The organism is Sphingopyxis sp. A083, from assembly GCF_001468495.1.
GTDB classification, from domain to species: Bacteria; Pseudomonadota; Alphaproteobacteria; order Sphingomonadales; family Sphingomonadaceae; genus Sphingopyxis; species Sphingopyxis terrae.
On sequence record NZ_LNSK01000001.1, the window covers coordinates 21,100 to 33,971 of the forward strand.

Consider the following 12,872-nt stretch of genomic DNA (forward strand, 5'->3'; position numbering starts at 1 on the left):
GGAGGGTCAAGCGGTCAGAAAGGCTGCGATCGCCTCACCCAACTCGGGCTCGGTGACGCTCGACATGTGCGTGCCGGGGATCGTCGCGAGTTGGGCATCGGCCAGCGCCGCGACCAGCTCGGGCGCCGAGCCATTGTCCTGATCCTGTTCGCCGCACACCACCAGCGTCGGCATCGTGATCGCCGCCAGCGCCTCGGGCGGCGTGTCGGCGAAGCTGTCGAGCAAAAGCCCCGCCGCGACGCGGTCGATCTTCATCGTCTTCATGAACTGGATCGACAGCCATGTGTCGTCGCCGCGCTTCGCGCTGTCATATTCGGCGATCACGCGCTTGAAGAACTGCCCGCGCCGCTGCCACCCCGCGAGCCCCGCCAGCCCCATGCCGCCAAGGATCAGGCGCGCCGGGCGCATCCCGGTGACGACGGCGCGCACGCTCGTCCGCGCGCCGAGCGAGAAGCCGCCAAGGTCGAAATCGGTGAGGTTCAGATGCGCGACCAGATCCTGCAGATCGTCCACCAATATGTCGGAAGGATAATGCTCCGCCCCATGCGGCGCCGCGCTCGATCCGTGGACGCGCAGGTCGGGCATGATGACCTGATATCCCGCGCGCGCGATCCGTGCTGCGGTGCCGAATTTGATCCAGTTGACTTCGGCACTGGAAAACAGCCCATGCAGCAACAGGATCGGCCGACCTTCGCCCATTGCGCGCCAGGCCAGGCGCACCCCATCGCGCGCGTCGAAAAATTGCGGTTCGATGCTCATGCCCGTCCTTATGCGGGGAAGACGCGCAAGGGCAAGCGGGTGAAATCCCCAAGCGGGCGTTCGCACGAACCGACCGACATCAGCCGCGGCCACACATGGTGGTTTTGGGGTAGGGAGCGGACTTCGCTCCATGCAAACGGGCGAGGATAAGCGCGAACGTCCGCAAGCTATCGCGGGCGCAACCCTTTTTGCTCCATGCGCCACTTCGCCATTTCGATGCGGTCCTGTCCGAAGAAGGGCTCGCCTTCGAACACCAATGTCGGCACGCCCCAATGGCCGGCGATTTCGAGCGCGACCTGGTTGGCGGCGATCTCCTGATCGAGCGTTTCGGCGTCGCTTTCCGCCTCCGCATCGAGTTCGGCGAGATCGAGCCCGGCGCGCTTCGCTGCGCCCGCCAGATGGTCGCCGAGGTGCCAGTCCTGCGCGCCGCCCCAGATGAGCTGCGCCACCTCGTCGCAAAAGGCCAGGCTCTTGCCGCGCCGCGACGCCGCCTGCCCCAGCCGGGTGAGGCGATAGATGTAGGGTTGTTCGGCGGCGATCTCGCGCGTCATCACATTCTGGACGATCGGGTCGGGACGCGGCGGCCCGAAGGGGATGCCGTGGAACTGCGCGACGCGGATCATGTCGCGCATCGTGTAGCTGAGCCAATTGGGGTGGTTGCGCTCGAAAAAGTCGGGCTGGCGCACGGCCAGCGGATAGACCGGGCGCAGGTTGATCGTCACATCGTGGCTCGCCATCAGCGCGCGGTAGCGGCCGATCGCCAGATAGCTGTAGGGCGAGCGGAAGGACCAGAAAAGATCAGCAGACAGACTCATGCGCGGCATCCTGCAAAAAATGCGGCGCCGCGCAAGCGAAACGGCAATTTTTTGCTCCAAATCAGATGCTTCGCACATGCAGCATAATCGTCATTGAATATTATAGCAGTTGCTATTATATCGCATGCCATGAGTGAGACGATCGGATTCCTGCTCAACGACACCGCGCGGCTATTTCGCCGCGCCTTCAACGCACGCACGAAACACAGCGGAATCACCGCGCTCCAGTGGCGGCTGATCAGCTATCTGAAGCGGCACGAGGGGATCCGGCAGGGGCCGCTCGCCGAACTGATCGAGGTCGAACCGATCACCCTGTCGCGCATGGTCGACCGGTTGGTCGAGGCGGAGCTGGTCGAACGCCGCGCCGATCCGACCGACCGCCGCGCCTGGCAGCTGTATCTGACGCCGCGCACCAACACTATTGTCGGCAGCATGCGCGACATCGCCGACGCGCTGACCGAAGAGGCGACCGAAGGGCTCAGCGCCGCCGAACGCACGCAGCTCGTCGAACTGGTCGAGCGCGTCCGAGCCAATCTTTCGCGCCGCGAATGCGGCAAGGAAACGACAAAAGAGACAATGTGATGGATCAGCTCTCCCCCTCCCGTCCTGCCGCCGCTCCCGCCGCTCCCACGGGCGAAGAGGTTTCGGTGCCGAAGGCGAAACCCAAGGCCGATCCCGTGCCGCCCGCGCCCGAGGCCGAAACCGACGAGGCCCGCAAGCCGGGCTGGCGCACCCGCCTGTTGATGTTCGGCGTGCCGCTGGCGCTGCTCGTCGGCGGCGGCTGGTACTGGCTGACAAGCGGCGGTGCGGTGTCGACCGACAATGCCTATGTCCAGATGGACAAGGTATCGATCGCGGCCGAAGTCGGCGGACGGATCACCGAGGTTGCGGTGCGCGACGGCCAGATGGTCGACAAGGGTCAGCTGCTCTTTCGTATCGACGGCGAGCCTTATGCGCTGACGGTGGCGCAGGCGAATGCCGCGATCGACGCGGCCAAGGTCAATGTCGGCAATCTGTCGGCCAGCCTCGCCGCGACCGGCGTCGACATCAAGGCGGCACAGGAGGCGGTGGGCTTTGCCGAATCCAATTTCGCGCGGCAGGCGGCGCTCATGGAAAAGGGTTTCACCACCAAGGCGGCCTATGACGCATCGAAGCATGCGGTCGAACAGGCGCGCGCAGGCCTTGCGCAGGCCCGCGCCGACGCCGCGGAGGCGCGCGCCAAGCTTGCTACCGGGGGCAGCGGCGTGAATCCCGAGGTCGAATCGGCAAAAGTTCAGCGCGCGCAGGCGCAGGTCAACCTCGGCCGCACCGAAGTGCGCGCGCCGAGCGCCGGGCGAATCGCCCAGTCGGACCGGCTGCAACTCGGCCAGATGATGGTCGCGGGGCTCCCCGCGGTGACGCTCGTCGATACGCTGCACCCCTATGTCGAGGCCAATTTCAAGGAAACCGACCTTGCCGACATGCGCGTCGGCCAGCGCGCCGAGATCCGCTTCGACGCCTATCCGGGGCTCAAGGTACGCGGCCATGTCGAAAGCATCGGCGCCGGAACCGGCAGCGAATTTTCGGTACTCCCCGCCCAGAATGCGACCGGCAACTGGGTGAAGGTGACGCAGCGCGTGCCGGTGCGCATCGCGCTCGACGAAACGCCGTCGCGCGACATGATCGCCGGCCTGTCCGCCGACGTCAAAGTGATCACCGCGAAATAGGGGCGGGCCGATGGCGAGCCGCGCCCTTCCCCGCCGGTCGCCCAGAGCGGCATCGCCGGTCGATGCGTCGATCCCGCTCTATCAACAGGTGCGCTATCGCGGCCTGCTGACGGTGGCGGTGATGGGCGCGTCGGTGATGCAGATCCTCGACACGACCATCGCCAATGTCGCGATCCCGCATATGCAAAGCGCGCTCGGCGCGACGAGCGAGACGGTCAACTGGGTTCTCACCAGCTATATCATCGCCTCGGCAGTGGCGATGCCGATCACCGGTTGGCTCGCTGACCGGATCGGGCGGCGGCAATTGTTCCTTGCGGCGATCATCGGCTTCGTCCTGACCTCGATGGCGTGCGGCGCCGCGCAGAATCTCGAGGAGATGGTCGCCTTCCGCTTCCTGCAGGGGATCGCCGCCGCCTTCATCAGCCCGCTGTCGCAATCGGTGATGCTCGACATCAACCCGCCCGAACGGCACGCGCGGGCGATGTCGATCTGGGGGATGGGGATCATGATCGGTCCGATTCTGGGGCCCATCCTGGGCGGCTGGCTCACCGAATCGGCGAATTGGCGCTGGGTGTTCTACGTCAATCTGCCCGTCGGGCTGATCACGCTGGTGCTGATGTGGGCGCTGCTGCCCAGAACGCATAGCCGCGAACGCAAGTTCGACCTGTTCGGTTTCTCGATGCTCGCGCTCGGCCTCGCCGCGCTGCAGCTTATGCTCGACCGCGGCGCACAGCAGGACTGGTTCGACAGCATCGAAATCTGGATCGAGCTCGGCGTTTCGGTGGCTTGCCTGTGGATGTTCGTCATCCACCTGCTCACCGCGCCGGTGACCCTGTTCAACCGCAAGATGCTCGCCGATCGCAACCTCGTCATGGGCATGGGCTTCATGATCGTGATCGGGGTCGTCATGTTCTCGTCGATGGCGCTGCTGCCGCCGATGCTGCAACGCCTGTTCGGCTGGCCGGTGATCGATACAGGGCTGGTGCTCGCGGTGCGCGGGATCGGCATCCTGATGAGCATGTGGGTCGCCGGGCGCCTGCTCGGCAAGATCGATGCGCGCTGGATGGTCGGTTCGGGACTGCTGATCGCCGCCTATTCGCTGTATCAGATGAGCCAATGGTCGCTGATGATGGGCACCGGTCCCGTGGTCGTCAGCGGGCTGGTGCAGGGGCTAGGGATGGGGCTGATCTTCATCCCGCTCAACACGATGGCCTTTGCCACGATCCCGATGCAGTTCCGCACCGACGGATCGAGCCTTCTCAATCTGTTCCGCAGCATGGGGGCGTCGGTGGGCATTTCGGTCGTCACGACGCTGCTCGGATCGAATACGCAGACCAGCCACCAGGATCTGGTCGCGCATGTCACCAACAGCTCGGTCAGCCTCGTCGATCCCTCGACCGCCGACCGCTTCGGCATCATCGGCGACGTCGCGATGCAGATGGTCAATGGCGAAATCAACCGGCAGGCGGCGATGGTCGCCTATATCGACGATTTCTGGCTGATGATGTGGGTCACGCTCGCGGCCGTGCCGCTCGTCGTCCTGCTGCGTCCGCCCAGGCCCGGCGCGGCCCAGGCTTCGGCCGCCGACATGGGGCACTGACAGGGTCGCGCCAGCGCCGCGTCAGCAGGCCCAGCGCAAGGCACGCCGAAGCTCGGCGGCGCCGTCCCGCTCATATGGCAAGCCGTGCGCCATCACGACACGCTCGCAATCCCAGCCCAATATCGCAGCGACCGCCCGGCGAACACGCGCGCGGCGCGGCCAGAAGGTCAGCCGCAGGTCGATCGGCGCCTTGCCGTCGGGATGCGCCGCGCCCGAGAGGCGGACGAGCCCGCGATAAAAGCGGCTGCGTATCCGCTGCGGCTCAAAATTCTCGATCAGGTCGGTCAGCACGACGGTGCGCGAGGGCCGGTGGAAAAACACCGCTTCATTGACCAGCGTGCCCGGAACGAAAACCGTCTCCAGCTCTTCGGGCAGCACCGCCGCCTCGCTGTCGAGCGTCGCGTCGATGCGGAAGGGCCGCTTCGCGCGCGTGGCGAGATCGGGCACCGCGAGCGTTCGCGCGCCGGGATAGATCGCCTGCCAGTCGGCGATATGCCAATAATGAAGACTGTTCGGCGCGATCAGCCAGGCGACCGGGCCGAGGCGGTCGATGGCAGAAAGCAGATCCTTGTCGGGAGCGATCGGCGAATGAACCCACAGCGTGCCGTCGGCAAGCCGCGCAATCGTCATCCGGGTTGGAAAGGGAATCGAAGTCGGCCCGTAATCCATGCGGATTTCGGGACCATCGACGATCCACAATCGGTCACCAAAGGCTTTGGGCGTGTTGAGCGGCGCATAGGGAAGGAAAGCCGACATGGCGGCAGACTAGCCCCGGCAACGCCGTCGATCAAATCTCGCCGGCGATCTGCGTGACCGTTAACGGAAGAAGCAATTGGCCCCGGCGAACAGCGCCTCGATCTTCGCATCCTTGCCCGGTTCGGCGAACATGCCGCCGATCGCTGCATCGCCGGTGCCCAGGCTGAACTCCTCGCCCAGCGTGCTGTCCTTGTGATCGACGACGGTGGCCGATGCGGATGCCTTGGCGCGCGTCGTGCCGATACCGATGCCGCTGACCGTCGAATAGAATTCGGCGCCCGCCTCGTCGCCCAGAAACCAGCCGACGAACTTGTCGTCCTGAAAATTGAGCGTCATTGCATCGAAGCGCGAAAATTGCATCGGCCCCGCGCCGCACTCGTCATTGTCGCTGCGGTCGTCGACGACCCCCGCAACGCGCGCCAACGCCTCTTCGGCCTGTTTTCGCGGGATGCCGAACGCTAGCAAGCTGGCCTTACCGCTGGCCTTGTCGATGAAGCGCAGCCCCGCAGCGTCGAGCGCGACCGACAGCGACGCAGCGGCCGGACCGTCGAGCTTCGCCTCGGGCACGTCGGGCACGACCGGCGGGCGGTCGTCGGCGGCCGGCTTGTCGGCGGCGGGCTTGCACGCGGCGAGCAGCGCGAGGAGGACGATGGCGGGCAGCTTGCGCATGGCAGGACTCCGAAGGGGACGCGCCGCTATACGCCAGAGCGCGGGGCGATTACCAGCGCAGCGACATGCAGCTGAGCCCGGCGTCGATCCGCGCGATCTGATCGGTGGGCAGCGCGCGAAACGGGACGCCGCGCGCCGCCAGCAGCGCTTGCGTTGCAAGCCAGCGCGCGCCGATCAGCACCGTGTCGCGGACGCGCAGGATATTCGCCGCGCCTTCTTCGCCCATCGGCGTCAGCACCACCTCCAGCCCCGCAAATTCGGGGCAGTCGCGCATGGCGGGGACGGCGAGCACGGGGCGGTCGTCGATGAGGCCGCAGCCGGTCTTGAAATGCAGCACGCCGGGCGGGGTCTGCGCGATCTGCGCGCGGTATCCAAGATCGCCGAGCAGCGCAGTCAGCGTTTCAGCCCCCGCCCGGTCGGTGCGGTCGGACAGGCCGATGATGACGCGGTCGGCAAGGCGTAGCACATCACCGCCGTCGACATGTCCTGGCCCGGCCAGTTCAAGGACGCGGCCGTGCCGTTCGGCGAGCGCGGCGCGGATATGCGCGACCTCGCCCGCGCGGCTCGGCGCCCCGGGACGAAGCAGGATCGCGCCTTCGGCAAAGGTCAGCGCGACGTCTTCGACGAACAAGGCATCAGGAAAGGCATCGAGCGGCGGCAGGACATCGACCGTCAGTCCCAGCTCGCGCAGCGCCGCGACATAGGCGACATGCTCGGCCATGATTCCCGCCAGATCGGGATCGGGGCCGCCGCCCGCGCGGATGCCGTTGACGGCCGACGGCGCCGGGGTCCGGCAAAGCGCGTGGGTGAAAGCGAAGGGCGCGGTCATGTCACTGGGCATAGTCCGGATGCCCCGATCTCGCCAAGGCAATCCTCCCTGCCGCGCAGCGGTGGGGAGGGGGACCGTCCGCGATGCGGATGGTGGAGGGGCCGCGAGCGCACCGGCGTCAAAGCCCCTCCGTCAGTCCTTCGGGCTGCCGCCTCCCCATCGCTGCGCGACAGGGAGGATAACAGGATCAACCCTTCTTGAGGTGCCGGCGGCCGAGCAATTCGGCGATCTGCACCGCGTTCAGCGCCGCGCCCTTGCGCAGGTTGTCGCTGACGCACCACAGGTTCAGGCCATTGTCGACGGTGCTGTCGTCGCGAACGCGGCTGACGAAGGTCGCATAGTCGCCGACGCATTCGACGGGGGTGATATATCCGCCGTCCTCACGCTTATCGACCAGCATGACGCCCGGCGCCTCGCGCAGGATGCGCTGCGCTTCCTCGGCGGGCAGTTCCTTCTCCATCTCGATATTGATGGCTTCGGAATGGCCGACGAAGACGGGAACGCGGACGCAGGTCGCGGTGACCTTGATCTTCGGATCGAGGATCTTCTTCGTCTCGGCGACCATCTTCCATTCTTCCTTCGTCGATCCGTCGTCGAGGAATTTGTCGATGTGCGGAATGACGTTGAAGGCGATCTGCTTGGTGAACTTCTTGATGTCCTTTTCGTCGCCGACGAAGATCTGGCGCGTCTGGTTCCATAGCTCGTCCATCCCCGCCTTGCCGGCGCCCGACACCGACTGATAGGTCGAAACCACGACGCGCTTGATTTTCGCCGCATCGTGCAGCGGCTTCAGCGCGACGACCATCTGCGCGGTCGAGCAGTTCGGGTTCGCGATGATGTTGCGCTTGGTATAGCCATCGATCGCGTCGGGGTTCACCTCGGGCACGATCAGCGGCACGTCGGGGTCCATGCGATAGAGCGACGAGTTGTCGATCACGACGCAGCCGGCGGCCGCAGCCTTGGGCGCGTGAATCGCGGTCGCGTCGCTGCCGATGGCGAAAATCGCCATGTCCCAGCCCGACCAGTCGAAATTCTCGATATTCTGACATTTCACGGTCTTGCCGGTATCGCCGATCTCGACTTCGTCGCCCTGGCTGCGCGATGACGCGACCGCTGCCAGTTCGGCGATCGGAAATTCGCGTTCGGCGAGGATGGCGAGGACTTCGCGTCCGACATTGCCCGTCGCACCAGCGACGACGATCCGGTAACCCATGAAATATGTCCTTTGTCTTGGCGTGAAATGAAAAACGACCGGTTCTGCGCTTTGGCGGAACCGGTCGTTTTGGAAAGCTGTTTCGGCTTTGTGGGGAGAAACCTCTCCTCAGCCTTCGCCGGCTTCCGACCGGTAATCGCGGCGCTCCGCAATACGAGCCGATTTACCGGTGCGGCCCCGCAGATAGTAGAGCTTCGCACGGCGCACGGCGCCCTTGCGGACGACGGTAATCGAATCGATGTTCGGCGAATAAAGCGGGAAGACGCGCTCGACGCCTTCGCCGAACGACATTTTGCGCACGGTGAAGTTCGAGCCCATGCCCTTGTTCGAGCGCGCGATGCACACGCCTTCGAAATTCTGGACGCGGGTGCGTTCGCCTTCGACCACCTTCACGCCGACGCGCAGCGTGTCGCCGGGGCGGAACGTCGGAATCTCTTTGCCGGCCTTGGCGATTTCTTCGGCTTCGATCGTCTGGATGAGGTTCATGCCTCTAGTCCTTCTTCTTTTGCCGCGCGCCAGAGGCAGGTCGGGCCCGAGCGTCCTCATGACGCTCCCAAAGGTCCGGCCTGCGTAACCGTGTATGATCTTGCGCCTGTTGTTTCCGCCAGGCGGCGATCTTCGCATGATCCCCCGATCGCAGCACTTCGGGGATCGTGCGCCCTTCCCATGTGACGGGCCGGGTATAGTGCGGATATTCGAGCAAACCGTTCTCGAACGATTCGTCGTCGCCGCTTGAAGCCGCGCCCATTACGCCGGGAAGCAGCCGAATGCAAGCGTCGAGCAGCATTAGCGCCCCCATCTCGCCGCCCGAAAGCACGATGTCGCCCATCGAAAGCTGCTCGATCGGCCGTGCGTCGAAGATGCGTTCGTCGAAACCCTCGAACCGGCCGCACAGGATGATCGCCCCCGGACCCGCGGCAAGGTCGCGCACGCGCTTCTGCGTGACCGGCGCACCGCGCGGGGTCATGGCGAGCAGCGGCAACCCCGGATGCGCCGCCGTCGCATGATCGATCGCAGCGCCGAGGACATCGGCCTTCAGCACCATGCCGGCGCCGCCGCCCGCGGGCGTATCGTCGACGGTGCGGTGCCGGTCGGTGGCAAAATCGCGGATCTGGACGGGCGCGCACGCCCATGTCCCGCTTTCGAGCGCACGTCCCGCCATGCTGTGCCCCAGCGGACCGGGGAACATGTCGGGATAGAGCGTGAGCGGGACGGCGGTGAAGGTCATGACGGCTGCCATAGCGCCTCGGGCAGCAGGTGGCGATCCTTCTTCAATTCGGCGTGCAGCCATTCGCGGAAGCGCTCGATCTTGCGCACCCCGACGCGATTTTCGCGGTGGACGAGCCACAGGCCGGCATCGGCGGCATAGAGCGTATCGAAGGGCTGGACCATCCGGCCGCTGGCAAGGTCGGCCTGCCAGAACAGCGGGGTCATCATCGCGACCCCGAAGCCCGCCTGCACCGCGCTCGCCTCCTGCAACTGGCTGTCGAGTTCGATGCCGAGGCGCGATGGCGCCAGCGGAGTCGCGACCCCCGCGGCGACGAACCAGTCGGCCCACCAGCTGTCGTTCGGGGCGAGCCGCTGGACGCGCAGCAGATCGGCGGGTTCGCGGATCGCATGCTCGGCGATGAACGATGGTGCGGCGAGCGGTGCCAGCGTCTGGCGCATCAGAAAGTCGCTGCGCAGGCCGGGCCACGGCCCCATTCCAAGGCGGATCGCAACATCGACGTTCGACGCGTCGAAGTCGACCAGATCGTTGCTCATCGACATGCGCACGGCAAGGTCGGGGTACGCGAGCTGGAAGCGGCCGATACGCGCGCTCAGCCACGCGCCGCCGAAGCTCGTCACGGCGCTGATCGTCAGCACGTCGGTTTCGTCGCTGCCAAGTGCAGCGAAGGCATCGTGCATTGCGGCAAAGGCGGCGCGGATCGCGGGAAACACGCGTTGCCCGGTCTCCGACAACCGCACGCGCCCTTTCTCACGCACGAACAGCGCGCGGCCGAGCCTGTCTTCCAATTGGCGGACCTGATAGCTGACCGCCGCCTGCGTCATCCCCAGTTCCTCGGCGGCGCGCGAGAAATTTTCCAGCCTTGCAGCCGATTCGAAAGCGCGGACGGCAGCGAGGGGCGGCAGCTTCGGCATCGCCAGAGTATAAGGCAAGCTTATACCTCGGTGCAAAGCTTTAATTGGCGAAGGCGCCAGCGAAGGCGCATCTGCACCCTATCGCAACCGATGGAGACAGACGATGATGGATGAAATCTGGATGCGGAGCTGGAACGCCGATCATGCGCGCTTCAGCGCCGACCTCGACCGCGGCTTCGCGCAGCTCGGTGCTGCCTTGAAGCCGCTTTTCGCCCGGCGCCCGCGCGGCGCGGCCAAAGCGGCTCCGGTTCGCCCCGCGAGCTAATCGCGTGCCGACCGGAGGCGCAGGGCCTGAACCGTCAGCGGACGCGTCGGGGCCAGCAGAATCTGACCGTCGAGCCTGCCGTGTTCGCAATTGAGCCGGAACACCGCCCCCAGCGCGCCGCGCGCGACCGGCGGCTCGGCGGTCGGACATGCGCCCAGCTGATCTTTCAGCGCCGCCAGATCCTTCGCCCATAGCGCCGCCGAGCGGTCCATCAGGAAGTTCATCGCCAACCGGTCCTGCATCGGCGTCAGGTCGCCCGCGTCATAGACGGCGCGCGCCACCGCGATAATCGCGACCATATCGGGCGTCACCGGCACTGGCCGGTCTTTGAGCAATCCCGCCCTCTCCATCGCCACCGCCGTTTCCCAGGCGGGCGCCGACGGCCCGGCATAGGTGCGGTTCGACAGTGCAAAGACGCCGGCGCCGAAGTCGGGCATCAGCATCACATGGCTGCCATAGCCCGGATAGCCACCGCCGTGCGACAGGGTGAGCCCGAGGTCGCAGTCCTGCGCAACACGCCAGCCCATGCCATAGGCCGCGGCCTGCTTGCACGCCGTCTCGCCACTCGCGCCGGCGCGCGTCGCCAGCGAGACGAAGTTCAGGCCCTGCGCGATCTCGCGCACCGTCGCGCGCCGGATCGGCCCCGCGTCGGCGTCGTCGCGTGGCGGCCAGGCCGACAGCAGAAAGGCGACCCATTTGGCATAATCCCTCGCGCTGACCTGCAGCCCGCCCATGCTGTTGAAAGCACCGTCGGCCATTTCGGGTTCGGGCACCCACGCCTCGCCTTCCCAGCGGTAGCCGCGCGCATAATGCGCGCGCGGCGCGCGCGTCACGTCATAGCCCCTCGCATCCATCCCAAGCGGGCGGAGGATCGTGATGCGGACATAGTCGGCATAGGGCATTCCCGATGCATTGGCGACGATGCGGCCGAGCAGGGCATAGCCGAAGTTCGAATATTCGAACCGGCTCTGCGGCACCTGTGTGAACGGGACGCCGGCGGCCAGCATCTTCGTGAAATCATCCTGCGACAATATCTGCTGGCGGTCGCCCCACGGATCGTCGGTGACGAACCCCGCGACATGGTGGAGCAAATCGCGCACGCGGATGCGCGGACTGTCCGCGGTGGGATAGGTCCAGTGCTTCATTTCGGGGACATAATCTTCGGCCAGATCGTCGAGCCGCAGCTTGCCCTGGTCGCGCAGGTTGAGCACTGCCAGCGCGGTGAAGGCCTTGGTCATCGAGGCGATCCGGAACAGCGTATCGCCGTCGACCGGCGTTCCGGTCGTCACATCCTGGACCCCGCGCCCCTTCAGATAGACGAGCTTGCCGTCCTGCACGATGCCATAGACGAGGCCCGGGATATGCTGATCGGCCTGATAGCGGGCAAAGAGCGCGTCGATCTGAGGCGCGACCTCATCGACGCTCTGCCCCGCGCTTTCCTGCGCGATCGCAGGCGACGCACAGCCGAGCATCACCGCGACACCAACGGCCGATTTCCAACGCATGACGATCCTTTCGCAAACGGACGAGCGCCGCAGGCTAACAGCCGGCCGGGACGACGGCAATCCGCCGCGGCCGGCCGTTAGGACTGGCTATGGGTGCAACGCCCGTACGCGCCGCCAACGCGTCGTCACCCCATGACGAAGGCGTTGAGCTTGTTGCCGTCGGGATCGCGAAAATAGCCCGCGTAAAAGCCTTCGCCGCGCGGACCGGGGGCGCCTTCGTCGCTGCCGCCATGCGCCAGCGCAATATCATAGAGGCGCTGGACCTGATCGGTGTCGCTGGCCTCCAGCGCCACCATCACGCCATTGCCGACGGTCGCGACGTTGCCGTCGAACGGCTTGGTGAGGCCGATGCCCGCGCCGCCGCCTTCCTTGCCCCAGGCGATGAAATTGTCGAATTCCATCATCCGCGGCACGCCCAGTTCGGCGGCGATCGCGTCGTAAAAGGCCGCCGCCTTGGCAAGGTCGTTGGTGCCGAGCGTCACATATCCGATCATTGGTCGTCTCCCGATTCGTTGAAGCAAGAACATATCAGGAACGATGCGGGCGGCAAGCAAAGAAAAGGGCGCCCGGTCCATATCCGGGCGCCCCTTTGAAACGCTGAAGATGCCGCGCG

The 12,872-nt window shown here is 65.9% G+C and carries 15 protein-coding genes; 4 read left to right on the forward strand and 11 right to left on the reverse strand.

From position 1 onward, the window contains the following. Positions 1-6: 6 nt before the first annotated feature. Positions 7-759, reverse strand: a complete 753-nt coding sequence (locus tag ATE59_RS00095; protein WP_058810784.1) for an alpha/beta fold hydrolase — start codon at positions 757-759, stop codon at positions 7-9. Positions 760-926: 167 nt separating this feature from the next. Further along, on the reverse strand, positions 927-1,574 hold the full coding sequence (locus ATE59_RS00100; RefSeq protein WP_003041968.1) for a 2-hydroxychromene-2-carboxylate isomerase: 648 nt from the start codon (positions 1,572-1,574) through the stop codon (positions 927-929). Between the two features lie 129 nt (positions 1,575-1,703). On the opposite strand from ATE59_RS00100, the gene ATE59_RS00105 reads away from it, so the two are divergent. From ATE59_RS00105 to ATE59_RS00115, 3 genes are read left to right on the forward strand one after another with little or no spacing between them, the layout of a single operon-like run. Then, positions 1,704-2,156 (forward strand): MarR family winged helix-turn-helix transcriptional regulator, encoded by a 453-nt coding sequence (locus ATE59_RS00105; RefSeq protein ID WP_058810785.1) that lies wholly within the window; start codon positions 1,704-1,706, stop codon positions 2,154-2,156. Further along, positions 2,156-3,280 (forward strand): HlyD family secretion protein, encoded by a 1,125-nt coding sequence (locus tag ATE59_RS00110; protein WP_058810786.1) that lies wholly within the window; start codon positions 2,156-2,158, stop codon positions 3,278-3,280. Before ATE59_RS00105 ends, ATE59_RS00110 begins: the two co-directional genes overlap by 1 nt. Positions 3,281-3,290: 10 nt before the next feature. Further along, positions 3,291-4,880, forward strand: a complete 1,590-nt coding sequence (locus ATE59_RS00115; protein ID WP_058810787.1) for an MDR family MFS transporter — start codon at positions 3,291-3,293, stop codon at positions 4,878-4,880. A 21-nt stretch (positions 4,881-4,901) separates the two neighbouring features. Here the strand turns inward: ATE59_RS00115 and ATE59_RS00120 are convergent, their stop codons facing one another. The 7 genes from ATE59_RS00120 to ATE59_RS00150 all read right to left on the reverse strand — a co-directional run bounded on the left by ATE59_RS00120 (position 4,902) and on the right by ATE59_RS00150 (position 10,489). Then, a complete protein-coding gene (locus tag ATE59_RS00120) occupies positions 4,902-5,636 on the reverse strand; it encodes a DUF4336 domain-containing protein (protein ID WP_058810788.1) in 735 nt (244 codons plus the stop codon). A 60-nt stretch (positions 5,637-5,696) separates the two neighbouring features. After that, positions 5,697-6,305, reverse strand: a complete 609-nt coding sequence (locus ATE59_RS00125; protein WP_058810789.1) for a hypothetical protein — start codon at positions 6,303-6,305, stop codon at positions 5,697-5,699. Positions 6,306-6,354: 49 nt separating this feature from the next. Next, entirely contained in the window at positions 6,355-7,146 is a 792-nt protein-coding gene (locus ATE59_RS00130; RefSeq protein WP_197409111.1) for a dimethylarginine dimethylaminohydrolase family protein, read from the reverse strand. A 175-nt stretch (positions 7,147-7,321) separates the two neighbouring features. Further along, positions 7,322-8,347, reverse strand: a complete 1,026-nt coding sequence (locus ATE59_RS00135) for an aspartate-semialdehyde dehydrogenase (RefSeq protein WP_003041985.1) — start codon at positions 8,345-8,347, stop codon at positions 7,322-7,324. A 108-nt stretch (positions 8,348-8,455) separates the two neighbouring features. Next, positions 8,456-8,833, reverse strand: a complete 378-nt coding sequence (gene rplS, locus ATE59_RS00140; protein ID WP_003041987.1) for a 50S ribosomal protein L19 — start codon at positions 8,831-8,833, stop codon at positions 8,456-8,458. A 4-nt stretch (positions 8,834-8,837) separates the two neighbouring features. Beyond that, on the reverse strand, positions 8,838-9,575 hold the full coding sequence (gene trmD, locus ATE59_RS00145; protein WP_003041989.1) for a tRNA (guanosine(37)-N1)-methyltransferase TrmD: 738 nt from the start codon (positions 9,573-9,575) through the stop codon (positions 8,838-8,840). Further along, positions 9,572-10,489: a LysR substrate-binding domain-containing protein gene (locus tag ATE59_RS00150; RefSeq protein WP_058810790.1), complete on the reverse strand. Its 918-nt coding sequence runs from the start codon at positions 10,487-10,489 to the stop codon at positions 9,572-9,574. Before ATE59_RS00150 ends, trmD begins: the two co-directional genes overlap by 4 nt. A gap of 103 nt (positions 10,490-10,592) precedes the next feature. Between ATE59_RS00150 and ATE59_RS17685 the strand changes: the two genes are divergently transcribed. After that, positions 10,593-10,754: a hypothetical protein gene (locus ATE59_RS17685; protein WP_156000993.1), complete on the forward strand. Its 162-nt coding sequence runs from the start codon at positions 10,593-10,595 to the stop codon at positions 10,752-10,754. Here the strand turns inward: ATE59_RS17685 and ATE59_RS00155 are convergent. Together ATE59_RS00155 and ATE59_RS00160 are read right to left on the reverse strand one after the other, a co-directional pair. Further along, on the reverse strand, positions 10,751-12,259 hold the full coding sequence (locus tag ATE59_RS00155; RefSeq protein ID WP_058810791.1) for a serine hydrolase domain-containing protein: 1,509 nt from the start codon (positions 12,257-12,259) through the stop codon (positions 10,751-10,753). The genes ATE59_RS17685 and ATE59_RS00155 overlap by 4 nt on opposite strands. A gap of 125 nt (positions 12,260-12,384) precedes the next feature. Further along, complete coding sequence (locus tag ATE59_RS00160) at positions 12,385-12,753, reverse strand: VOC family protein (protein WP_058810792.1); 369 nt, start codon at positions 12,751-12,753, stop codon at positions 12,385-12,387. Between the last annotated feature and the right edge of the window lie 119 nt (positions 12,754-12,872).

What these genes read in the sequence shown, in the direction of transcription:
- ATE59_RS00095 (WP_058810784.1), bottom strand. Translation starts at nt 759, where the DNA reads ATGAGCATCGAACCGCAATTTTTCGACGCGCGCGATGGGGTGCGCCTG.
- ATE59_RS00100 (WP_003041968.1), bottom strand. Translation starts at nt 1,574, where the DNA reads ATGAGTCTGTCTGCTGATCTTTTCTGGTCCTTCCGCTCGCCCTACAGC.
- ATE59_RS00105 (WP_058810785.1), top strand. Translation starts at nt 1,704, where the DNA reads ATGAGTGAGACGATCGGATTCCTGCTCAACGACACCGCGCGGCTATTT.
- ATE59_RS00110 (WP_058810786.1), top strand. Translation starts at nt 2,156, where the DNA reads ATGGATCAGCTCTCCCCCTCCCGTCCTGCCGCCGCTCCCGCCGCTCCC.
- ATE59_RS00115 (WP_058810787.1), top strand. Translation starts at nt 3,291, where the DNA reads ATGGCGAGCCGCGCCCTTCCCCGCCGGTCGCCCAGAGCGGCATCGCCG.
- ATE59_RS00120 (WP_058810788.1), bottom strand. Translation starts at nt 5,636, where the DNA reads ATGTCGGCTTTCCTTCCCTATGCGCCGCTCAACACGCCCAAAGCCTTT.
- ATE59_RS00125 (WP_058810789.1), bottom strand. Translation starts at nt 6,305, where the DNA reads ATGCGCAAGCTGCCCGCCATCGTCCTCCTCGCGCTGCTCGCCGCGTGC.
- ATE59_RS00130 (WP_197409111.1), bottom strand. Translation starts at nt 7,146, where the DNA reads ATGCCCAGTGACATGACCGCGCCCTTCGCTTTCACCCACGCGCTTTGC.
- ATE59_RS00135 (WP_003041985.1), bottom strand. Translation starts at nt 8,347, where the DNA reads ATGGGTTACCGGATCGTCGTCGCTGGTGCGACGGGCAATGTCGGACGC.
- rplS (WP_003041987.1), bottom strand. Translation starts at nt 8,833, where the DNA reads ATGAACCTCATCCAGACGATCGAAGCCGAAGAAATCGCCAAGGCCGGC.
- trmD (WP_003041989.1), bottom strand. Translation starts at nt 9,575, where the DNA reads ATGACCTTCACCGCCGTCCCGCTCACGCTCTATCCCGACATGTTCCCC.
- ATE59_RS00150 (WP_058810790.1), bottom strand. Translation starts at nt 10,489, where the DNA reads ATGCCGAAGCTGCCGCCCCTCGCTGCCGTCCGCGCTTTCGAATCGGCT.
- ATE59_RS17685 (WP_156000993.1), top strand. Translation starts at nt 10,593, where the DNA reads ATGATGGATGAAATCTGGATGCGGAGCTGGAACGCCGATCATGCGCGC.
- ATE59_RS00155 (WP_058810791.1), bottom strand. Translation starts at nt 12,259, where the DNA reads ATGCGTTGGAAATCGGCCGTTGGTGTCGCGGTGATGCTCGGCTGTGCG.
- ATE59_RS00160 (WP_058810792.1), bottom strand. Translation starts at nt 12,753, where the DNA reads ATGATCGGATATGTGACGCTCGGCACCAACGACCTTGCCAAGGCGGCG.